The following is a 21,334-nucleotide window of genomic DNA, read 5'->3' as shown; positions in this document are numbered from 1 at the left end:
TGCAGGAGCGCCTACGCGGCCGTCGGGACGAGACGGCCGGGCGCTCGGGGGCGCGGACGGCCCGCGGCGTCGGGATCGCGCTGTACGAGGAAGGCGGTACGGCGCTCCCGGTCCCGGATCGCGGTCCGGATCCGGCCGGGCACCACGGGCCCCGGCCAGGCGGCGGTGACGATGAAGGCGCGGCACAGCAAGGCGGCGGCGACCGTGGTCGCGGCGGCAGCGGCGCTGGACACCAGACCGGTCTGGGTCAGCAGCACCCCGGACAGGGCGAGGAAGAACGCGCCCACGAAGAGGCGGAACGCCGCGGTGTCACGTCGCACGAGCTCGCCTCCTTCGGTCGGTCCGGATTCCGATGGTAGCCCCGCGCTCTAGCCGGCGGGCAGTGCCTCCTGCGCGAGGACCTCCTCGTCCGGCCGTGCATCGGCCGGCGCCGGCATGACGTACGTCACGGCCAGCGCGACGGCCACGTTCAGCGCGAGCGCGAGCAGCCCCGCGTTCACGCCCCACAGGGGATCGCGGCCGGTGAAGACGAGCCAGCACACGGCCGTGCCGCCCGCCAGCAGACCGCTGAGCGCGCCCGCGAGCGTCAGCCGGCGCCACAGCAGGCCGAGCAGCAGCATCGGGACGAGCTGCGCCATGCCCTCGTAGGAGATCAGCGACAGCCGCACCAGGGTGTTGGGGAGGGTGTACGTCAGCAGCAGGGCCAGCGAGCCGGCGGCGACCACGACCAGCTGCGACCACAACTTCTGCCGGCCGGCCAGCCGCGGGACCGCGCCGAGCACGCTGCGGCCCCACATGGTGCCGATGACGAGCATGAACACCGCCATCGGCACGATGGACGACAGGGCCGCGGCCACCCCGATGATCCCGACGGCCCAGGCCGGCAGCGAGTCGGTGATCAGCTCGAACAGGGCGAGGTTGGAGCCGGCGCCGGTCAGGCCCGGCACGACGAACAGTGCCGCCATGCCGAGCAGGATCGGGACGAGGAGCAGCACCTGGTAGAAGGGCAGCGCGATGGCGTTGCGGCGCAGCGCGTCCGCGTCGCGCGCGCTCAGATAGCCGGCGACCGTGGTCGGGAAGATCACCACGGTGAGCGAGTTGAGCAGGCTCGTGGTGATGAACCAGCTCTCGCCGAGGCCGCCGGACGCGTGCCCGGGGAACGTCAGCCACTGCGCCTTCTCCTCGGTCAGCCGCCGGAACAGCTCGCCGTAGCCGCCGAAGTAGTGGAAGGGGACGTAGCAGGCGAGGAAGCCGAGGGTCGCGATGACGAGGACGTCCTTGAGGACCGACACCCAGGCGCTGCCGCGCAGCCCGCTGACCACGACGAATCCGGTGGTGACGGCGAAGCCGAGGAAGTACGCCCAGTTCAGGCTGATCGCCCCGTAGGAGATCGTCGAGACGACGACGCCCATGCCGGTGATCTGCAGCTGGATGTACGGCAGCAGGCAGACGGTGGCGAGGACGGCGACGAGCGCGCCGAGCCGCGGGCTGGCGTAGCGGTGGGCGATCATGTCGGTGATGCCGACCAGGTCGTGGCGGCGCGCGTAGGCCCACAGCATGGGGCCGACGACGTAGCCGACCGCGTAGCCGCACGACAGGTACGCCAGGACGTAGAGCACGGGCGCGCCGAAGTTGTAGCCCCAGCCGGCCGCGCCCAGGTAGCTGAAGCTGGTGTAGCTCTCACCGGCCATCAGCACCCAGATGAAGACCGGGCCGAGGCTGCGGCCGCCCACCGACCACTCGGTGAGGCCGCCCTGCGAGCCGCGCCCACGGACGGCGAGCAGTCCGAGCGCGACGGTCACCACCATGAAGGCGCCGAAGATCGAGGTGGCGACCGCGGCGTTCACGTACGCCTCCGCCGGTCGCCGCGGTAGGCCAGCCACACCGCGAGCGGGGTGGCGAGCGTGGCGGCCAGCATCCAGAAGAAGAGGAAGGGAATCCCGAACACCACGGGGTGCACCCGGTTCACCAGCGGCAGCACGCCGAGGTACAGCACGTACGGCACGAGCAGCCACAGCAGATGGCGTCGGCCTCGGAACACCCTGGGCACCTTGGACACGCGGCCCGACCCTAGCGCGCCTGCGCCGACTTCAGCCGCCCCCACACCACCAGCCGGTACTTGGAGGTGTATTCGGGCGTGCAGGTGGTGAGCGTGATGTACGCGCCGGCGCCGGTCATCCGGGCGTCCGGGTGCACGGAGCTGAACGGCACCGGGGCGATCACGGACCCGTCGGAGGGATTCGTCTGCGGCACGGTCTTCTCCACGACGTAGACGAAGCGGCCGGTGGCCGTCTCGACGGTCACCGTGTCGCCGGCCCGCAGCCGGTTGATGTAGCGGAACGGCTCTCCGTGGGTGTTGCGGTGCCCGGCGACGGCGAAGTTCCCGGTCTGGCCGGGCTGGGCGGTCTGCGGGTAGTGGCCGACGTAGCCGTGGTTGAGGATGGCGCTCTTGCTGATGCCCTGGGCGACCGGGGCGGTCACGCCGATCGCGGGGATGCGGATCACGGCGTAGGCCAGATCGTCCCGTTCCGGCGCCGTCACCTGCCGCTGGGAGGGCCCGGCGGACGTCTTGTCATCGGATGTATCCATCGTCGGTGTATCGACGGGAGCCTGCGTCGGACCGGAGGAGGGCGCCGGTGCGGGGGCCGCGCTCCACTGCTGTTCCAGCGCCGCGACCTCGCGCCGGGCGGACTCGTGCGCCCGCAGATTCGTCCACCACAACTGGTGCGCCACCAGCAGCAGCACGACGACCCCGAACGTCACCGCGAGTTCGGCGGCGCCCCACAGCGTCCGCCCCAGTGGAGTGCGCCGCGCGCCGCCGCGCCGCAGCAGCCGCCCCCGGCCCTGGACGACGACCCGGACCGGCCTGGATTTCTGACGCACCGTCATACGGGTGACGATACGGCCGTTCCCGGCCCGCCGGACAGGGGCCTGTCCTGCGGAACGTTCCTAGCCGGCGAAGAGCCGGGACGCCGAGTAGATCGCGAGCCCCGCCAGCGCTCCGACGACCGTGCCGTTGATCCGGATGAACTGCAGGTCACGCCCCACATGCGCCTCGATCTTGCGGGACGTCTGGTCGGCGTCCCAGCCCGCCACCGTCTCGGTGATCAGGGAGGTGATCTCGTCCCGGTAGGTCGTCACCACATACGTGGCGGCGTCCTCCAGCCAGCCGTCCACCTTCGCCTGCAGGGCCGGGTCGGTCGCCATCCGGGCGCCCAGCGACAGCAGCGACGCGCGGGTCCGCAGCCGCAGCTCACTGCGCTCGTCCTCGGCGGCTGCCACGACCATGCCGCGGACCGCGGTCCACGCCGACTCGATCAGATCCTGCACCTCGCCGCGCGCCAGCAGGTCCTTCTTCAGCCGCTCGACGCGTTCACGGGTGTCCGGATCGGACTGCAGCTCGACGGCGAAGTCCGCCAGGAACCGGTCCACCGCCCCGCGCGCCGGGTGGTCCGGCATGTCGCGCATCTCGGCGGTGAAGCGCACCAGCTCCTTGTAGACCCGCTCACCGACCTTGCGGTCCACGAACCGGGGCGTCCACCCCGGCGCGCCGCCCTGCACCGCGTCCATCACCGAGTCGCCGTGCTCCACCAGCCAGTCGTGCGCCCGCACACAGACCAGGTCGACCACCCGCCGGTGGCCGCCGTCCGCGACGACCCGCTCCAGCATCCTGCCGACGCCCGGCGCCACCTCCTGACCCTCCGCCCGCCGGGTGATCGCCTCACCGACCACCGCCTGGACGTCGGAGTCCCGCAGCACCTTCAGCACCCCGCGCAGCGCCGCCGCGGCCTGTTCCGTCACCTTGTCGGCGTGCTCGGGATCGGCGAGCCAGGTGCCGAGCCGCGAGCCGATGCCGACGGCCCGCAGCCGGGTCCTGACGACATCGGCCGACAGGAAGTTCTCGCCGACGAAATCGCCCAGGCTGTGGCCGAGGGCGTCCTTCTTCGTCGGGATGATCGCGGTGTGCGGGATCGGCAGTCCCAGCGGGCGGCGGAACAGCGCCGTGACGGCGAACCAGTCCGCCATCGCACCGACCATGCCCGCCTCCGCGGCCGCCGCGACGTACCCCGCCCAGGGACCGGCGCCGGCCGAGTCCGCCCACTTCGCCAGGGCGTAGACCACCGTCGCGGCGAGCAGCAGCCCGGTCGCGATCACCTTCATCCGGCGGACCCCGCGCCGCCGCCCCGCGTCGGCGACCTCCGTCGCGCTCAGCACCGCACCCGGACCGGCCGGTGCACCGCCGCGTGGACCGTCGTCCGGACCGCCGCCTGGATCGCTCATTACCGCTGCTTCCATCCGCTCCACCCGCGTATTGTCACCGCCACTGCCAACCTGGGAACGAACAACAGGTTCCCCGCGTCCCGGGAAGTCACGCCAGGAACGGCGGGACGGCCGCGGACGCCGTCCGGGGACCCCGCACCGAGGGAGCGAGCCGCCATGACAGCGCAGGACAGGACCGGAGGGCTGCCCGGCTACGCCGGACACTTCGAGGAGCCCGAGGGGTACCTGGACTTCGCCCGCTACGGCCCGCCGTCCCGCGACGTCCTGGACGCCACGGCGCAGGCCCTGGCCGACTCCGCCCGTGCCACCCACAGCACGGTGGACGACCTGATGCGCGCCGAACCCCGGGCCCGGGAGGCCGCCGCCCGGCTGGCCGGGACCGACCCCGGCCACATCGTGCTGCTGCCGAACACGTCCACCGGACTGTTCCACGCCGCCTTCGGCATCACCGGCGGCACCGTGCTCGTCCCGTCCGGGGAATTCCCCTCCAACCGGTACCCGTGGCAGCGTGCCGGGCAGCTCGGCAGGGCCGTACCGCGCCTGCTGGAGCCCGACCAGCGGGGTCTGATCACCCCCGACACCGTCCGCGACGCCCTGGCAGGACCCGGCGCCGGTGACGTGGTGGCCGTGGCGCTGAGCGCCGTGGACTTCCGCACCGGCCACCGCGCCGACCTGGCCGCGATCCGCGAGGTGATCGGCGACCGGCTGCTCGTCGTGGACGCCATCCAGGGCTTCGGGGTCGCCGACCTGCCCTGGCAGGTCGCGGACGTCGTCGTCACCGGCGGCCAGAAGTGGCTGCGGGCCGGCTGGGGCACCGGTTTCGCCGCGCTGTCCGACCGGGCGCTGGAGCGGCTGGAGCCCGTCCTCACCGGCTGGACCGGCGTCGAGGACGCGGGCCTCTTCGACGACCGGGAGCACCCGCCCGCCGCCGGCGCCCAGCGGTGGAGCATCACCAACCTGAGCCCCGTCACCGCGGCCGCCTTCGCCGCCGCCCTGGAACTCGTCGAACGGTCCGGGGTGCCCGCCATCGAGGAGCACATCACCACCCGGGTGGCCCAACTCATCGACACCGTTCTGGCCTGCGGCGGCGAGGTGCTGTCCCCCGTCGCCCCCGAACAGCGCGCCGGCATCGTCTCCTTCCGCATCCCCGGCACCGACCCGCGGCTCGTCGCCAAGGCGCTGCACGGGTACGAGGTCACCCCGACGGTCCGCGCGGACTCGCTGCGCCTGTCGGCGCACGCCTCGACCCCGCTGGCCGCCGTCGACCGGGTGCACGCGGCCCTCGCCTCACTGCGCTGAACGTCCGCACCGCGCTGAAAGTCCGCACGCCGCGGAACGTCCGCACCACGCGGAACGTCCTCATTCCGCGGAACGTCCGGCCGTCTGAGCCGGCACCGGCGAGGACGAGTACATCCGCGCGATGACGTCCTCGATCGCCGGCTCCCGCACCGACAGGTCCACCAGCGGATAGCGCGCCGCCAGGTCGGCGACCAGCGGCGCCGCGCTGGCCGCCGCCGGGAACGCCAGCCACTGACGCGGCCCCTCGACCTTCACGCACCGCGCGCCCGCCACCACCACCGCCGGCAGCTCGCGTTCGAAGTCGACGACGAGCGTGCGCTCGCTCTCCCCCACCGCGTGCAGCCCGCTCAGCCCGCCGTCGTACATCAGCCGCCCGTGGTCGATGACCATCACCCGCTCGCAGAGCTGCTCGATGTCGGTCAGATCGTGCGTGGTCAGCAGCACCGTCGTGCCCTGCTCGGCGTTGACCGTCCGCAGGAACTCCCGCACCTTCGCCTTGCTGACCACATCGAGACCGATGGTCGGCTCGTCCAGGTACAGCACCTCCGGATCGTGCAGCAGCGCCGCCGCGATGTCGCCGCGCATCCGCTGCCCCAGCGACAGCTGGCGCACCGGCACGTCCAGCAGCGGGCCGAGGTCGAGGAGGTCGACGCAGCGCGCGAGGTTCTTCGCGTACCGCCCGTCCTCGATCCGGTACATGCGCCGCACCAGCTGGTAGGAGTCCTTCAGCGGCAGGTCCCACCACAGGGTGGTGCGCTGCCCGAAGACCACACCGATCCGCCGCGCCAGCTTCGTCCGGTCCCGCGACGGGTCGATCCCCGCGACCCGCACCCGCCCGCCGCTGGGCATCAGGATCCCCGTCAGCATCTTGATGGTGGTGGACTTCCCGGCCCCGTTCGGCCCGATGTAACCGACCATCTCGCCGCGCGGCACCGAGAACGAGATCCCGCCGACCGCCCGCACCTGATGCCGCTCCCGCCGCCACCGCCCGGCCTTGCGGCGTACGTCGAAGACCTTCTCCACCGCGTCGAGTTCGATGTGCGCGCCGTCGCCGTCCACTGTCCCCACCTTCCGTTCCCTCAGCTTCCCGTGCTCCGGTACGACCGCAGACCCGTCCGCCACGCCAGCCCGGCCACCGCGCAGCACGCCACCGCCACCAGCGGCGACGCGAAGTCCAGCCACCCCGGCAGCGCCAGCGGATCGTCGCGGCCCAGGATCCGCAGCGCGGGCAGCCAGTTGACGAACGCCAGCGGCACGATGAAGGTGACGCCGCGCACCAGGTCCTTGGCGAAGATCGACGGCGGGTACTGCAGCAGAGTGTTCCCGCCGTACGTGAAGGAGTTCTGCACCTCGGACGCGTCGCCCGCCCAGAACTGGAAGGCCGCCCCGGCCACGAACACCGCCCCGAAGATCGCACCCCCGCTGAGCAGCATCATCGGCATCATCAGCACCTTCAGCACCGTCCAGTCGATGTCAAGGCGGCTCAGCGACCACCCCAGCACCAGCGAGCCCTGCGTGATGCGCCCCAGCCGCCGCAGCGCGAACCGGTCGGCGGCCACCTGCGCGAGCACCGGCGCCGGGCGCAGCAGCAGCGTGTCCAGCGTGCCGTCCCGCACCCGGCGCCCGAGCCGGTCCATGCTGCCCATCGTCAGATCGGCCAGCCCGAAGGCGGTGCTGGTCGTCCCGTACAGGAACGCCACCTCGGGCAGCGAGAACCCGCCCAGCGTCGTGACGTGGGAGAACATCAACAGGATCGTGGCGAAGTCCAGTCCGGTGGTCGCGAAGTTCCCGAGCGCGGTCATCAGGAACGACGCCCGGTACGCCATCGTCGACCGCACCCACATCGCGACGATGAGCCCGTACACCCGCAGCCCGTCGACCACCCGGCGCTCGGGCGCGCTGTGGTCGACCGCCCGGAACCCGGCCGCACCGCCGCCGGCCACCGCCCGCTCGGCCGCCCGGTTCTCGACTGCTCCGCCCTCAACCACCCTGCACCACCACCTTCCTGGTCGCCACGGACTGCAGCGCCCGCCCGGCGGCGAGCAGCGCCAGTGCCCAGCCGGCCTGGAAGGCGAACACCCGCAGCAGACCGGTGCCGGTGTGCCGGCCGAGGAAGACATCGGCGGGGATCTGCTGCAGCGCCGCCCACGGCAGCGCCCGCGCCAGCTCCCCCAGCCAGCCCGGGAACAGCGTCAGCGGCAGCAGCGCGCCCGAGAAGAACATGCTGGCCAGCCCGGCGATCTGGCTCACCCCCGCACCGTCGAGCAGCCAGAACGCGCTCAGCACGACGAGATAGCGCAGCGCGAAACTGACGACGACCCCCAGCGCCACCGACACCAGGAACAACAGCCAGGTCAGCGGGCCGGCCGGCAGCGCCAGATCGAAGGCGAGCGAGCCGATCAGCAGCGGGACGACGCCCCGGCCCAGCAGATGGAAGGCCGCCCGGCCCAGGTCGGTGGCGAGCCACCACAACTGCAGGTCGGCGGGCCGGTACAGATCGATCGCCACGTCCCCGGTACGGATCCGCTCGATCAACTCGTCCTGGAAACCGCCGCCCATCATCGCCGTGGTCATCAGCAGCGCCTGGCCGACCCACACATACGTCAGCGCCTGGGACCGGTCGTAACCGCCCAGCCCCGGACGCGCGTCCCACAGCGCGACGTAGGTGTAGGCGAGGATGAAGCCGAAGACGGTGTTGGTGAAGACACCGGCGGCCGTCGCCACCCGGTACGTCGCGAACCGCCGGAACCCGCTCAGCGCGACCGCCGCGTACAGCCGGATGCCGCCCACTCCCCCACGTCCCCTCTGTCAGGGCCTGGTCCCGCACCCGCCGTTCGCGCCAAAGCTGCCGAGCTTAATCGCCCATCGGGAGGACCTGCCAATGGTTTTCCACCCTTTCGAGTGCACCGGATCAGCCATTCGGCCTGTCACAGCCCTGTCACGGGTGCGCGCCGTTGATCGCACAAGCACGGATGATGCGACAGTGTTCAACGGGGCGTACGTAACGATTGACCCAAGATGTTCCGTCGCGGACCAACCCCGGCGGCGGCGGAGGAGTCCTGACAGACATGAGCGACGAGCCGGAGCAGCAGAAAAGCAGTAACGCTTCGCCAGGCTGGGAGCCCCGACCGCCGGTCCTCAACCGGAGAGGACGGCCCAAGCGCACCGGCCTCGGCCGGCTCATCCCGACCTGGCGGATGGTGACCAGCACCGTCATCGTCGTCCTGCTCATCAGCATCGGCGGGTTCTTCATCGGCTACGCCCTGGTGCCGATCCCGAACCCCAACGCCGCCGCCACCGCACAGAGCAACGTCTACTTCTACGCCGACGGAAAGACCGAACTGGCCCGCGACGGCGAGATCAACCGCGAGAACGTCACCCTCGCCCAGATCGCCAGGACCGCCCAGTACGCGGCGCTCTCCGCCGAGGACCGCGGCTTTTACCACGAGTCCGCCGTCAGCCCGAAAGCGATGATCCGCGCCGCCTGGAACACCGTCACCGGCAAGGGCAAACAGTCCGGCTCCACGATCACCCAGCAGTACGTGAAGAACTATTACCTCAACCAGGAGCAGACCGCACTTCGCAAGGTCAAGGAATTCTTCATCGCGATCAAACTCGACCGCAATGAAACCAAGGACGAAATCCTTGAGGGATATCTGAACACCAGCTACTTCGGCCGCAACTCCTACGGCATCCAGGCCGCCTCCCAGGCCTACTTCAGCAAGGACGCCGACAAACTCACCACCGCCGAAGGCGCCTACCTCGCCACCCTCCTCAACGCCCCCAGCGAGTACGACGTCGTCGCCCACCCGCAGAACATCCCCAAGGCCCAGGCCCGGTGGAACTACGTCCTCGACGGCATGGTGAAGGAAGGCTGGCTCAACGCCGCCGAACGCGCCGTCATCACCTTCCCCACCCCCGGCAAGCCCAAGGCCGCCGCCAGCAAGACCGGCCAGCGCGGCTACCTCATCGAAGCCGTCAACGACTACCTCGCCGACAACAACATCATCGACGCGGAAACCCTGCGCGCCGGCGGCTACCGGATCGTCACCACGATCCAGAAGGACAAGGAGGACGCCTTCGTCGCCGCCACCAAGAAAAAGGTCTACGACCAGCTCGGCACCACCAAGGCCGACAGCTACGTCCGCGCCGGCGGCGCCTCCATCGACCCCGCCACCGGCAAGGTCGTCGCCATGTACGGCGGCATCGACTACACCAAGCAGTACGTCAACAACGCCACCAGGACCGACTACCAGGTCGGCTCGACGTTCAAGCCCTACATCTTCGCCTCCGCCGTCCAGAACAACTCCCAGACGCAGGACGGCCGCACGATCACCCCGCGCACCATCTACGACGGCGACAACCGCCGCCCGGTGATCGGCCCCAACGGCCCCGTCGGCTACGCGCCGCCCAACGAGGACCAGCGGGACTACGGCGACATCACCGTCACCAAGGCCATGGACAACTCGGTCAACGCGGTCTACGCCCAGATGGCCCAGGACGTCGGTCCCGACAACGTCGTCAACACCGTGCACGCGCTGGGCCTGCCGGCCACCAAGTCGCTCAACGCCTTTCCCTCGATGGCGCTCGGCACCATGGAAGCCAGTCCCCTCGCCATGGCCCAGGGCTACGCGACCCTCGCCAACCACGGCAAGTACATCCCGTACACCCTCGTCGAGAAGATCACCAAGGACGGCGGCGACCTCGGCCTCCCCAAGCGCGACGCCAAACAGGCCGTCTCCCGTGAGGCCGCCGACACCACCACGTCCATCCTGCAGAGCGTCGTCGACGGCGGCACCGCCTCCGTTGCCCAGGAGTCCGGCCGCACCTCCGCCGCCAAGACCGGCACCATCGACGACGACAAGGCCGCCTGGTTCGCCGGCTACACCCCGAACCTCGTCACCGTCGTCGCCGTGATGGGCCAGAACTCCGACACCGGCAGACTGGAATCGCTCAACGGAGCACTCGGAGTACCGCGCGTCAACGGCGGCGGCGCGCCCGGCGAGGTCTGGGCCGCCTACACCGAGGCCGCCCTCAGCGGCACCGAGGACATCGACTTCGACCTCCAACTGCAGGACGGCGCCACCGCCCCGACCGAGGCCCCCAGCACACCGCCCACGTCATCGACACCGTCCGAGACCCCGTCGCAAACGCCCTCCCGGACCCCGTCGCAGACACCGTCCCGGACCCCGTCCGAGACACCGTCGGAAACCCCGACGGAAACCCCCACCGAGACCCCGCCCGAGACCAGCGGACCCCCGACCCTGCTGCCCAGCGGCGGCGCGGTCGGAGGCGGCGGCGGGGACGGCGGGGACGGCGGCCCGGACGGGGGCTAGCGCCCGGTCGGGCCTAGTGGCCCGAGGTGGCCTTCAGGCCCACCACGGCCACCAGCAGCAGACAGATGAAGAAGATCCGGGCGGCGGTCGCCGGCTCACCCAGCACCACCATGCCCAGGACCGCCGCCCCGGCGGCACCGATGCCCACCCACACGCCGTACGCCGTACCGATCGGCAGCGTCTTCGCGGCCTGCGCCAGCAGCACCATGCTCACCACGATGCCCGCACCCGTGAACACACTCGGCCACAGCCGGGTGAACCCCTCGGTGTACTTCATACCGATCGACCAGGCGACCTCGACCAGACCCGCGACGCACAAAAGGACCCATGCCATGACGGCACCTCCATGGTTGCTTGCTTCCAGGGGGTGCGTCGTCTTTGCATGGGTCCCGGTACGGCGCGTCTCGTCGGGCTCTCTCCGACCATAGCAAACTACAGGTAAAGGCCCGTAGAGTCCTCCGACCCCTGCAGCCGCTCCGACGCGACCGCGTGCAGATCCCGCTCACGCATCAGCACGTACGCGACACCCCGCACCTCGACCTCGGCCCGGTCCTCCGGGTCGTACAGCACCCGGTCCCCGACCTCCACCGTCCGCACGTTCTGGCCCACCGCGACCACCGCGGCCCACGCCAGCCGGCGGCCCACCGCGGCCGTGGCGGGAATGAGGATGCCGCCACCCGAGCGGCGCTCCCCCTCGGAACCTTCGGCCCTGACCAGCACCCGGTCATGCAGCATCCGGATCGGCAGCTTGTCGTGCTCATTCTTGGAACTCACGGCGACGACGTTACCGGCGACGCCGGCGGACCGAGAGCCCGGCCACCACCGCGACCAGCGCCACCGCGGCCACCGCCACCGGCACCACCCGGTCCACCCGCAGCACACCGTCCTCCGACACGAAGTGCCCGCGCGCATCACTCACCGCGCGATTCACCCCCACGAAGGCCCGGCCCGCCGTGCGGTCCACCGCGGAGAAGGCCTTCGCCTTCATGTCCCGCGCGACCGTGCTCGGATGCACCCTTACCGCGATCTCGTCCAGCGTCGCGGCCAGATCCTGCCGCCTACGGGAGATCTCCGCCTCAATCTGGGCGGGAGTCCTGCCTTCCGACACCGCACTGCCTCCAACGCCTAGACCGGTACCGTGACGGACAGTCTGTCAGCCCGACGCGGACCGCGCCCCGTCGGCACCCCGTTTGCGTACCCGGGAGTACCCCGCGTGTACCGCGTAAGGAGCCACCACCCATGACCGAACGCCTCCAGCCCGGCGACACCGCCCCCGCCTTCACCCTCCCGGACGCCGACGGCAAACCCGTCTCCCTCGCCGACCACGCGGGCCGCCAAGTCATCGTGTACTTCTACCCGGCCGCCCTCACCCCCGGCTGCACCAAGCAGGCCTGCGACTTCACCGACAACCTCGACCTGCTCGCCGCCGCCGGCTACGACGTGATCGGCGTCTCCCCCGACAAGCCCGAGAAGCTCGCCAAGTTCCGCGAAAAGGAAAACCTGAAGGTCACCCTGGTGGGCGATCCCGACAAGAAGGTCCTCGAGGCCTACGCCGCCTTCGGCGAGAAGAAGCTCTACGGCAAGACCGTCACCGGCGTCATCCGCTCCACCGTCATCGTCGGCGCCGACGGCAAGGTCGAACACGCCTTCTACAACGTCAAGGCCACCGGCCACGTCGCCAAGCTCATCAAGGACCTCAAGGTCTGAGCAGATCAGCGGCGGAGTGACCAAAGTCCCGGAAAACGGGGCTTTGGTTTACTCCCGCACCCATCGCGCAGAAGAGACCCTCGGACGAGAACCACCGAACGAGAGGACTCCCTGTGCCGACCCGCGAAGCCGACCCCACGGCCGAAACCGAGGCCGAGCACGGCGCCCGCCGCCGCCACCCCGGCCTCTTCCGGGTCATCCGGCGCAGCAAGAACCCACCCCTGCGCCGCAGCGACATCACCGTCACCGACGAGGCCGCCGTCAAGCGCGCCGTGAAAGCCGCGTCGCTCGGCAACGCCATGGAGTGGTTCGACTTCGGCATCTACAGCTACCTGGCCGTCACCATCGGCCATGTCTTCTTCCCCTCGGGAAGCGACACCGTGCAGCTGCTCTCGTCCTTCGCGACCTTCGCCGTCGCGTTCCTCGTCCGCCCCATCGGCGGCATGGTCTTCGGACCCATGGGCGACAAGGTCGGCCGCAAGAAGGTCCTCGCCCTCACCATGATCATGATGGCCGTCGGCACCTTCGCGATCGGCCTGATCCCCTCCTACGCCGCCATCGGCTTCTGGTCACCCGTCCTGCTGATCCTCTTCCGGCTGGTCCAGGGCTTCTCCACCGGCGGCGAATACGGCGGCGCCTCCACCTTCATCGCCGAATACGCCCCCGACAAACGCCGCGGCTACTTCGGCAGCTTCCTCGAATTCGGCACCCTCGCCGGCTACATCGGCGCCGCCGGACTCGTCACGATCCTCACCACCGTCCTCGACGACGGCAGCATGCAGAGCTGGGGCTGGCGCATCCCCTTCCTCGTCGCCGGCCCGATCGGCCTGATCGGCCTCTACCTCCGCCTCAAGCTCGAGGAGACCCCCGCCTTCCAGAAACTCGGCAACGACACCGCCCGCGCCTCCGACGCCGCCAACGGCGTCGAGACCACCGCCAAGGGCGACCTCGCCAAGATCTTCACCAACTACTGGCCGACGCTCATCCTCTGCATCGCCCTCGTCGGCGCGTACAACATCACCGACTACATGCTGCTCTCCTACATGCCGACCTACCTCACCGACGAACTCCACTACAACGAGACCCACGGCCTGCTCATCCTGCTCGCCGTCATGGTCTTCCTGATGCTGGTGATCAATCAGGTCGGCCGCCTCAGCGACCACTTCGGCCGCAAACCGCTCCTCATGACCGGCATGCTCGGCTTCCTCGTCCTCACCGCCCCCGCGTTCCTGCTCGTCAAACAGGGCAGCCTGCCCGCCGTCGCCGCCGGCATGCTGATGCTCGGCCTCTCCCTCGTCTGCCTCCTCGGCACCATGTCCGCCGCCCTCCCGGCGCTCTTCCCCACCCAGGTCCGCTACGGCTCCCTCTCGGTCGGCTACAACCTCTCCGCCTCCCTCTTCGGCGGCACCACCCCCCTGGTGATCACCGGCCTCATCAGCCTGACCGGCAGCGACATGATGCCCGCGTACTACTCCATGGCCGCGGCCCTCGTCGGCGTCATCGCCGTCGCCTGCATGAAGGAAACCGCCCAGAAGCCCCTGGCCGGCTCCCCACCCGCCGTCGCCACCGACGCCGAAGCCGCAGAACTCTGCGCCGCCCAGGCCCCGTCCCCCCGCTTCTGACCCACCCCGGCGTGACCGTCACCCGAATGCCTCGTTAATACGTACGAGGCTGCGACACACGGCCGCACCCAGGCTCTGCAGCCACCACCGGTGAGCGAGGGATTCCCCCCGCCCACGGCTGCACGGAATCCCCCTCCCACCGACCCGATCCGGAGGGGGATCCCATGCCACCCAGCCCGTACACCCGCGAACGCCTCGAAGAGGCGGCCACATCGTCGCGGACGCTGACCGAGGCGCTGTCGAAACTCGGCATCGACCCGAAGAGCTCGCGCCGCCGCTACGTTCTCGGGCGGATGAAGCGACTGGGGGTCGATGTCTCCCACTTCGAGCGGGAGGGATCCCGTTGGACCAGGGAGATCCTCGAGCCGGCGGTCGCCTCGTCCACCAGCGTCTACGGCGTACTGCGCCATCTCGGCATCGAGGTCGTCGGCGGTCATCACACCAACATCAGTCGCCGGATCAAGGCATACGGACTCGACACCTCACACTTCGTCGCCCTGCCCCGAACTGAGGCGATGAAGGCGAACCGGCGTCGCAGAACCCCCGATGAACTGTTCGTCGAGCAGGACTCCCACCAAGCCCGACGCGTGCCCAGCGAGCGACTCAAGCGGGCCATGCTGGAGTCCGGCGCCGAGCACCGCTGCGCGCTGTGCGGGACCGGCCCTCGCTGGCGCGACCGGCCGCTTCCGCTGGAGGTGGATCACGTCGACGGCAACTGGCGCAACAACCGCAGGCAGAACCTGCGCATCCTGTGCCCCAACTGCCACTCGGCGACAGACACCTACCGGGGCCGCAACAAGGGGCGGCACGAGCCGGTGGCCGGTGGTGGGCCTGATGAGTAGGCAGCGCCCGTCGGCAACACAATTGCTCAGCGCCGTTGCTCAATCCCTGTCGATCGCCGATGCCTTGCGACGGCTGGAGCGAGCCGACAACGCAACCGCGCGCGCCCACTTCCGTCGTTGGATCGCCGAGGACGGTATCGACACCTCGCACTTTCTCGGACAGGCGCACCAGCGTGGCAAAGCGTCGCCGACCCCGCTGAAGCCCCCGAGCAGGTGCTGGTCAAGCACGACAGCAACCGCCGTACCAGGACGGTGATGCTGCGTCGGGCGCTGCGTCAGATCGGCGTTCTGGAACGGTGCGCGATCTGCGACACCGGCCCGGTGTGGGGTGGAAGGCCGATGACTCTGGAGATCGACCACATCAACGGCGACTGGAGCGACGACCGGCCTCACAATCTGCGGCTGCTCTGCCCCAATTGCCACGCGATCACCGACACCTGGTGCCGGGGAGGGCGCCGGACACGTTCGTAGCCGCACCTTTCACCGGAAGAGCCGCCACCCGATATCATGGGCGGCGGCTAGCGGCGGTGGCGCAGTGGTGACGCAGCAGACTTAGGATCTGTGGCCCGTGAAACGGCTTGAGGGTTCGAATCCCTTCCGCCGCACAGCAGACGACCTGCGGATCGAAGGATTGATCCGCAGGTCGTTTTTCGTTGGCTCTCAGCCGAGAAGTTCCGCCACGATCGGCGCCAGCCCACGGAACGCTTCCCCCCGGTGGCTGATCGCGTTCTTCTCCGACGGGGTCAGTTCCGCGCACGTGCGGGTGTCGCCCAGTGGTTGGAGGATCGGGTCGTAGCCGAAGCCGCCGCTCCCGGCAGGGGTGTGGCGGAGGGTGCCGGGGAGGCGGCCTTCCACGACGCGTTCGGTGCCGTCGGGGAGGGCGAGGGCGGCCGCGCACGCGAAGTGCGCGGCGCGGTGGGTGTCGTCGATGTCGGAGAGCTGGGCGAGCAGGAGGGCGAGGTTGGCGGCGTCGTCGCCGTGGGTGCCGGCCCAGCGGGCGGAGAAGATGCCGGGGGCGCCGCCGAGGACGTCGACGCAGAGGCCGGAGTCGTCGGCGACGGCGGGCAGGCCGGTGGCCTGGGCCAGGGCGTGGGCCTTGAGGAGGGCGTTCTCGGCGAAGGTGACGCCGGTTTCCTTGACGTCGGGGATCTCGGGGTAGGCGTCCGCACCGACGAGGTCCACGGCGAGACCTGTGTCGGCGAGGATGGCGCGGAGTTCGGTGACTTTGTGGGCGTTTCGGGTCGCGAGGACAAGGCGCTGCATGGCGTCGATTATCTCCTGGCGGGAAGCGCGGCCCGGCCGTCAGCCCGGGGTGCAGACCTTGGTGAGTTCGCCGGCCGCGTCCGCGACCGGCGTCACGTCCGGGGTGGTGCCGTTGTTGGCGGCGGTGCGGGCGTTCTTGACCGCGGTGTTGAGGTCGTTGACGGCCTTGCTGACGTCGGCGTTGCCGGTCTTGTTGCCGACGTCCTTGAGGTCGCGGGAGATCTGGTCGAGGGCGTTGACGGCGTCCTGGGGGCTGTTGCCGGCGTTGCCGACGGCGTTCTGCAGGTTCTGGACGTCGCCGGCGACCGCGGCGGCCACGTGGGCGCAGTCGAGTGCCTTGTCGATGGCGCTGCAGCCGGCGGCGGCCGGGAGCGTCAGGGCGGCGGCCGCCGCGAGGGCGGCGACGGTGATGCGGCGGCGCGTGGCCATGGGTGGGTTCCTCCCCGGGGGATCTCCGTGTGAGATCTGTATCGGTAGACACGCGCCGCGCACCGCCCCAGTTGCCTGGTTGCGCGAAAGTGACAGGTTTCGTGGTGGGTGCTCGAGCCGAACAGGCCCTAGGCCGTGTCAGACAAATCCCTCCCCCAGCTACCGCTGGGAGGTGCCCCCAGCCCGGGGCGCCTGGCACGCACGCTCTCCCCCAGCTACCGCTGGGAGGTGCCCCCAGTTGTCGGGCTCATCCACGTACCCCGGTACGAGGACGACCCTCCGCCTTGCGATCGCACGCACCAGACGCCCCGGGCCCCGCCCTCCGGGCGGACGCCGCTATTTGTCAGACCCGGCCTAGCCGAGTACTGCGAGCTGAGCTGCGGTCAGTTCGGCGCAGCCGCCGACGGCGAGGTCGAGGAGGGCGTTGAGTTCGGTGCGGTCGAAGGGGGCGCCTTCGGCGGTGCCCTGGACTTCGATGAAGCGGCCGTCGCCGGTGCAGACGACGTTCATGTCGGTCTCGGCCTTGACGTCTTCCTCGTAGGCGAGGTCGAGGAGGGGTACGCCGTCGACGATGCCGACGCTGACGGCGGCGACGGTGCCGGTGAGGGGTTTGGCGCTGGCGCGGATGAGCTTCTTCTGCTGCATCCAGGTGACGGCGTCGGCGAGGGCGACGTAGGCGCCGGTGATGGCGGCGGTGCGGGTGCCGCCGTCGGCCTGGAGGACGTCGCAGTCGAGGACGATGGTGTTCTCGCCGAGGGCTTTGTAGTCGATGACGGCGCGGAGCGAGCGGCCGATGAGGCGGGAGATCTCGTGGGTGCGGCCGCCGATCTTGCCGCGGACGGATTCGCGGTCGCCGCGGGTGTTGGTGGCGCGCGGGAGCATGGAGTATTCGGCGGTGACCCAGCCTTCGCCGCTGCCCTTGCGCCAGCGGGGTACGCCTTGGGTGGCGCTGGCCGTGCAGAGGACTTTGGTGTCGCCGAAGGAGACGAGGACCGAGCCCTCGGCGTGCTTGCTCCATCCGCGCTGGATGGTGACGGGGCGGAGCTGTTCGGGGGTGCGGCCATCGAATCGAGACATGGTTCGAGCCTATCGACAAACGGCGGGGGCCCGTTCCGGTGTCGGAACGGGCCCCTGCGGGTGTGGGTGGTGCGCTGAGGGGTGAGCTCAGTTGTGCTGTGGGCTCAGTTGTCCGGTGAGCTCAGTTGTCCATCATGTCTTCGATGTCGGCGGCGATGGGGTCGGCGTCGGTGCCGATGACGACCTGGATCGCGGTGCCCATCTTGACGACGCCGTGGGCGCCGGCCTTCTTGAGGGCGGCCTCGTCGACGAGGCCGGGGTCCTTCACCTCGGTGCGGAGGCGGGTGATGCAGCCCTCGACCTCTTCGATGTTGTCGAGTCCGCCGAGTCCGGCGACGATCTGCTCAGCCTTGGTGGCCATTGCTCACTCCTGAGTGTCTCGGCCCGGCGGCCCGGCCCGGTTTCAAACGGTAACGCACGTTTGGCCCATCTTCGCGGGCAGGGTTCCGGTTTGTGACGAAAGATAACGATCACTGGTGCCGTGCCCTCGGGGGCGTAGTGCCACCCACGTCGTAAATGGTCTACACCACTTTGGGCCTGGCGACAAAACACAGGCGACGCGACAGCTGCCGGGCCGGCAGCCACCAGGAGGCCACCGATGAGTTCGGAGAACGCCGCCGTCGGGCAGCAACCCCGGAAGAAGTGGACCAGCGTCTTCTTCCAGGGGCTGCAGAAGATGGGGCGCAGCCTGCAGTTGCCGATCGCGGTGCTTCCCGCGGCGGGCATCCTGAACCGGCTCGGCCAACCGGATGTCTTCGGCGCGGACGGGCTGGGCTGGGACAAGGTCGCGAAGGTCTTCGCGGGTGCCGGCGGGGCGCTGCTGGACGGTTCGCTGGGTCTGCCGATGCTGTTCGCCGTGGGTGTGGCGATCGGTATGGCCAAGAAGGCGGACGGCTCGACCGCGCTGGCGGCGGTCGCGGGCTTCCTCGTCTACTACAACGTGCTGCGGCAGTTCCCGCAGGACTGCGAGGCCGGCGACTTCCTTCAGGGGGTCTGTCTCGCGGGCACGTCGGTCACCGCGGCCGCTTACCAGAATCCGGGGGTTTTCGGCGGCATCGTGATCGGTCTGGCGACGGCCTACTTCTGGCAGCGGTACCACCGCACCAAGCTGGTGGACTGGCTCGGGTTCTTCAACGGCCGCCGACTGGTGCCGATCATCATGTCGTTCGTGGCGATCGTCTTCGCGGTGCTCTGCCTGTGGATCTGGCCGCCGATCGGGGATGCGCTCACCAGTTTCAGCGAGTGGCTGGTGGACCTGGGTTCGGGCGGTTCTGGCATCTTCGGTGTCGCCAACCGCGCGCTGCTGACGATCGGTCTGCATCAGTTCCTGAACGTGTTCGTGTGGTTCCAGTTCGGCAACTTCACCAAGCCGGACGGGACGGTCGTGCACGGCGACATCACCCGGTTCCTGGCGGGTGACCCGACCGCGGGTCAGTTCACCTCGGGCTTCTTCCCGATCATGATGTTCGCGCTGCCGGCCGCCGCGCTGGCGATGGCGCACTGCGCCAAGCCGCACCGCCGCAAGGAGGTCAGCGGCATGATGCTGTCGATCGGTCTGACGTCGCTGATCACCGGTATCACGGAGCCGATCGAGTACTCGTTCCTGTTCATCGCCCCTCTGCTGTTCGCGATCCATGCGGTGCTGACCGGTGTCTCGATGGCGGTCACCTGGGGGCTGGGGGTCCATGACGGCTTCAGCTTCTCGGCGGGTCTGATCGACTACGTCATCAACTGGGGGCTGGCCACCAAGCCCTGGATGATCATTCCGATCGGGCTCGCCTTCGGGGTGGTGTACTACGTCCTCTTCCGCTTCGTGATCACCAAATTCAACCTCGCGACGCCCGGCCGTGAGCCGGAGGAGGTCGAGGAGGAACTGGTGCAGGAGAACATCAAGTAGTGCGTGAGCGGACCGGAGAAATCCGGGCATAAAGTCCCGCCTCGAACGGCCCCCGAGTCCTTGGACCCGGGGGCCGTTCGGCATGTGGTTTAGACCACCGGAACTGGGGATTCCTTTATCCCGCCCCGACGTGTTAAAACTGGTCTACACCACTCAGTGGTATAGACCATAGCGGCGGGCCGTCCCCCTTGAAGTGCCCGCCTCACCAGGAGGAATCTGATGAGTACGGCCACCGCTACGGCGGCCCCCGCGAAGAAGCGGGGCTCCGGTCTCTTTTCCGGTCTGCAGAAGGTCGGTCGCAGCCTCCAGCTGCCGATCGCCGTTCTGCCGGCCGCGGGCATCCTGCTCCGCCTCGGCCAGCCCGATGTGTTCGGGGCCGACGGTCTCGGCTGGGGGAAGGTCGCCACGGTCTTCGCCACCGCCGGTGACGCGGTCTTCTCCAACCTCCCGCTGCTGTTCTGTATCGGCGTGGCCATCGGCTTCGCGAAGAAGGCCGACGGCTCGACCGCGCTCGCCGCGCTGGTCGGCTTCCTGGTCTACAAGAACGTGCTGACCGCGTTCCCCGTCACCGACGCCAAGATCCAGGCCGGTGCGGACGTCGCCGCGACGTACAACGACCCGAAGGTCTTCGGCGGCATCATCATGGGCCTGCTGTCCGCGGTCCTGTGGCAGCGCTTCCACCGCACCAAGCTGGTGGACTGGCTGGGCTTCTTCAACGGCCGCCGTCTCGTCCCGATCATCATGGCCTTCGTCGGCACCCTCATGGGCGTCATATTCGGCCTGTGCTGGGGTCCGATCGGTGACGTCATCACCGACTTCGGCGAGTGGATGACCGGTCTGGGCGCCGTCGGCGCCGGCATCTTCGGCCTGATCAACCGCGCGCTGCTCCCGATCGGTATGCACCAGTTCGTCAACACGGTCGCCTGGCAGGAGATCGGCAGTCACACCGACGCCGCCGGCGCGGTGTGGCACGGCGACCTCAACCGCTTCTTCCACGGCGACGCCTCCGCCGGACAGTTCATGTCGGGCTTCTTCCCGATCATGATGTTCGCCCTGCCGGCCGCCGCCCTGGCCATCGCGCACTGTGCCCGCCCCGAGCGCCGCAAGGCCGTCATGGGCATGATGATGTCGCTCGCGCTGACCTCGTTCGTCACGGGCATCACCGAGCCGATCGAATTCTCGTTCATGTTCATCGCCCCCGTGCTGTACGCGATCCACGCGGTCCTCACCGCCGTCTCGATGGCGGTCACCTGGGCCCTGGGTGTGCACGACGGCTTCACGTTCTCCGCGGGAGCCATCGACTACGTCCTGAACTGGAAGTTCGCGACACAGCCGTGGCTGATCATTCCCATCGGGCTCTGCTTCGCGGTGATCTACTACGTGGTCTTCCGCTTCGCGATCACCAAGTTCAACCTCACCACCCCGGGCCGCGAGCCCGAGGAGGAGATCGAGGACCTCACCAAGGCGTGAGCCATGTGAACCCCGCTCGTTGAGAACCGCTCGTCGAGAACAGCGCGAGGCCCCCGGAACCGTACGGTTCCGGGGGCCTCGCGCTGTTACGGTGAGTGAGGAGACCGGCGT

Annotated in this window: 23 protein-coding genes and 1 tRNA gene; 9 read left to right on the top strand and 15 right to left on the bottom strand. The window is 69.6% G+C overall.

What is annotated here, in order from left to right:
* Nucleotides 1-11: 11 nt before the first annotated feature.
* Genes LNW73_RS20795 through LNW73_RS20775 form a run of 5 tightly spaced genes read right to left on the bottom strand, consistent with a single transcriptional unit; the run spans nt 12 to nt 4,281 of the window.
* Nucleotides 12-320, bottom strand: coding sequence for a DUF6412 domain-containing protein (locus LNW73_RS20795; RefSeq protein WP_250976050.1), 309 nt, complete (start codon nt 318-320; stop codon nt 12-14).
* Between the two features lie 48 nt (nt 321-368).
* Complete coding sequence (locus tag LNW73_RS20790; RefSeq protein WP_250990925.1) at nt 369-1,847, bottom strand: sodium:solute symporter family protein; 1,479 nt, start codon at nt 1,845-1,847, stop codon at nt 369-371.
* Entirely contained in the window at nt 1,844-2,041 is a 198-nt protein-coding gene (locus LNW73_RS20785) for a DUF3311 domain-containing protein (RefSeq protein WP_374118144.1), read from the bottom strand. Before LNW73_RS20785 ends, LNW73_RS20790 begins: the two co-directional genes overlap by 4 nt.
* A 29-nt stretch (nt 2,042-2,070) precedes the next feature.
* Nucleotides 2,071-2,889 carry a class E sortase gene (locus LNW73_RS20780; RefSeq protein WP_250990924.1) on the bottom strand — a complete coding sequence of 273 codons (819 nt, stop codon included), beginning with the start codon at nt 2,887-2,889 and terminating at the stop codon, nt 2,071-2,073.
* Between the two features lie 60 nt (nt 2,890-2,949).
* Nucleotides 2,950-4,281 carry a DUF445 domain-containing protein gene (locus LNW73_RS20775; protein WP_374118142.1) on the bottom strand — a complete coding sequence of 444 codons (1,332 nt, stop codon included), beginning with the start codon at nt 4,279-4,281 and terminating at the stop codon, nt 2,950-2,952.
* A gap of 156 nt (nt 4,282-4,437) precedes the next feature.
* Between LNW73_RS20775 and LNW73_RS20770 the strand changes: the two genes are divergently transcribed.
* Nucleotides 4,438-5,580 carry an aminotransferase class V-fold PLP-dependent enzyme gene (locus LNW73_RS20770; protein ID WP_250990923.1) on the top strand — a complete coding sequence of 381 codons (1,143 nt, stop codon included), beginning with the start codon at nt 4,438-4,440 and terminating at the stop codon, nt 5,578-5,580.
* 60 nt (nt 5,581-5,640) lie between these two features.
* On the opposite strand, the gene LNW73_RS20765 is transcribed toward LNW73_RS20770, so the two are convergent.
* The 3 genes from LNW73_RS20765 to LNW73_RS20755 form a co-directional block, all read right to left on the bottom strand.
* Nucleotides 5,641-6,639, bottom strand: coding sequence for an ABC transporter ATP-binding protein (locus LNW73_RS20765; RefSeq protein ID WP_250992984.1), 999 nt, complete (start codon nt 6,637-6,639; stop codon nt 5,641-5,643).
* Between the two features lie 20 nt (nt 6,640-6,659).
* Complete coding sequence (locus LNW73_RS20760) at nt 6,660-7,424, bottom strand: ABC transporter permease (protein ID WP_250992983.1); 765 nt, start codon at nt 7,422-7,424, stop codon at nt 6,660-6,662.
* Nucleotides 7,425-7,560: 136 nt separating this feature from the next.
* The gene (locus LNW73_RS20755; protein ID WP_250980179.1) at nt 7,561-8,361 is read right to left on the bottom strand and encodes an ABC transporter permease; all 801 of its coding nucleotides are present in this window, start codon (nt 8,359-8,361) and stop codon (nt 7,561-7,563) included.
* Between the two features lie 287 nt (nt 8,362-8,648).
* Here LNW73_RS20755 and LNW73_RS20750 point away from each other — a divergent pair, with 287 nt between their 5' ends.
* A complete protein-coding gene (locus tag LNW73_RS20750; protein ID WP_250990922.1) occupies nt 8,649-10,916 on the top strand; it encodes a transglycosylase domain-containing protein in 2,268 nt (755 codons plus the stop codon).
* Between the two features lie 13 nt (nt 10,917-10,929).
* Here LNW73_RS20750 and LNW73_RS20745 read toward each other — a convergent pair whose 3' ends face one another.
* The 3 genes from LNW73_RS20745 to LNW73_RS20735 all read right to left on the bottom strand — a co-directional run bounded on the left by LNW73_RS20745 (nt 10,930) and on the right by LNW73_RS20735 (nt 12,024).
* Complete coding sequence (locus tag LNW73_RS20745) at nt 10,930-11,250, bottom strand: DMT family transporter (RefSeq protein WP_138356615.1); 321 nt, start codon at nt 11,248-11,250, stop codon at nt 10,930-10,932.
* A 98-nt stretch (nt 11,251-11,348) separates the two neighbouring features.
* Nucleotides 11,349-11,651 carry a GroES family chaperonin gene (locus LNW73_RS20740; RefSeq protein WP_250980180.1) on the bottom strand — a complete coding sequence of 101 codons (303 nt, stop codon included), beginning with the start codon at nt 11,649-11,651 and terminating at the stop codon, nt 11,349-11,351.
* 49 nt (nt 11,652-11,700) lie between these two features.
* Nucleotides 11,701-12,024, bottom strand: a complete 324-nt coding sequence (locus LNW73_RS20735; protein ID WP_138356614.1) for a DUF3618 domain-containing protein — start codon at nt 12,022-12,024, stop codon at nt 11,701-11,703.
* A gap of 131 nt (nt 12,025-12,155) precedes the next feature.
* On the opposite strand from LNW73_RS20735, the gene bcp reads away from it, so the two are divergent.
* From bcp to LNW73_RS20710, 5 genes are all read left to right on the top strand, one after another.
* The gene (bcp, locus tag LNW73_RS20730) at nt 12,156-12,623 is read left to right on the top strand and encodes a thioredoxin-dependent thiol peroxidase (protein ID WP_250976056.1); all 468 of its coding nucleotides are present in this window, start codon (nt 12,156-12,158) and stop codon (nt 12,621-12,623) included.
* 113 nt (nt 12,624-12,736) lie between these two features.
* Complete coding sequence (gene proP, locus LNW73_RS20725) at nt 12,737-14,245, top strand: glycine betaine/L-proline transporter ProP (RefSeq protein ID WP_250990921.1); 1,509 nt, start codon at nt 12,737-12,739, stop codon at nt 14,243-14,245.
* Between the two features lie 164 nt (nt 14,246-14,409).
* Nucleotides 14,410-15,087, top strand: a complete 678-nt coding sequence (locus LNW73_RS20720) for an HNH endonuclease (protein WP_250990920.1) — start codon at nt 14,410-14,412, stop codon at nt 15,085-15,087.
* A 213-nt stretch (nt 15,088-15,300) separates the two neighbouring features.
* Complete coding sequence (locus LNW73_RS36420; protein WP_308407696.1) at nt 15,301-15,558, top strand: HNH endonuclease signature motif containing protein; 258 nt, start codon at nt 15,301-15,303, stop codon at nt 15,556-15,558.
* Nucleotides 15,559-15,608: 50 nt separating this feature from the next.
* Nucleotides 15,609-15,692, top strand: a tRNA-Leu gene (locus LNW73_RS20710).
* Between the two features lie 55 nt (nt 15,693-15,747).
* Here the strand turns inward: LNW73_RS20710 and rdgB are convergent.
* The 4 genes from rdgB to LNW73_RS20690 all read right to left on the bottom strand — a co-directional run bounded on the left by rdgB (nt 15,748) and on the right by LNW73_RS20690 (nt 18,217).
* Nucleotides 15,748-16,350: an RdgB/HAM1 family non-canonical purine NTP pyrophosphatase gene (gene rdgB, locus LNW73_RS20705; RefSeq protein WP_250976059.1), complete on the bottom strand. Its 603-nt coding sequence runs from the start codon at nt 16,348-16,350 to the stop codon at nt 15,748-15,750.
* A 39-nt stretch (nt 16,351-16,389) separates the two neighbouring features.
* The gene (locus LNW73_RS20700) at nt 16,390-16,779 is read right to left on the bottom strand and encodes a hypothetical protein (RefSeq protein ID WP_250976060.1); all 390 of its coding nucleotides are present in this window, start codon (nt 16,777-16,779) and stop codon (nt 16,390-16,392) included.
* Nucleotides 16,780-17,133: 354 nt separating this feature from the next.
* Nucleotides 17,134-17,856, bottom strand: coding sequence for a ribonuclease PH (gene rph / locus LNW73_RS20695; RefSeq protein ID WP_250976061.1), 723 nt, complete (start codon nt 17,854-17,856; stop codon nt 17,134-17,136).
* A gap of 121 nt (nt 17,857-17,977) precedes the next feature.
* A complete protein-coding gene (locus tag LNW73_RS20690) occupies nt 17,978-18,217 on the bottom strand; it encodes a glucose PTS transporter subunit EIIB (protein WP_138356607.1) in 240 nt (79 codons plus the stop codon).
* Nucleotides 18,218-18,454: 237 nt separating this feature from the next.
* Between LNW73_RS20690 and LNW73_RS20685 the strand changes: the two genes are divergently transcribed.
* Together LNW73_RS20685 and LNW73_RS20680 are read left to right on the top strand one after the other, a co-directional pair.
* Nucleotides 18,455-19,753 (top strand): PTS transporter subunit EIIC, encoded by a 1,299-nt coding sequence (locus LNW73_RS20685; RefSeq protein ID WP_250990919.1) that lies wholly within the window; start codon nt 18,455-18,457, stop codon nt 19,751-19,753.
* Nucleotides 19,754-19,972: 219 nt separating this feature from the next.
* Nucleotides 19,973-21,223 (top strand): PTS transporter subunit EIIC, encoded by a 1,251-nt coding sequence (locus LNW73_RS20680; RefSeq protein WP_250976063.1) that lies wholly within the window; start codon nt 19,973-19,975, stop codon nt 21,221-21,223.
* Nucleotides 21,224-21,334: the final 111 nt, after the last annotated feature.

Source organism: Streptomyces sp. RKAG337, from assembly GCF_023701715.1.
GTDB lineage: Bacteria > Actinomycetota > Actinomycetes > Streptomycetales > Streptomycetaceae > Actinacidiphila.
The sequence above is the reverse complement of the archived record's forward strand: the minus strand, read 5'-3'. Positions and strand labels throughout refer to the sequence as shown.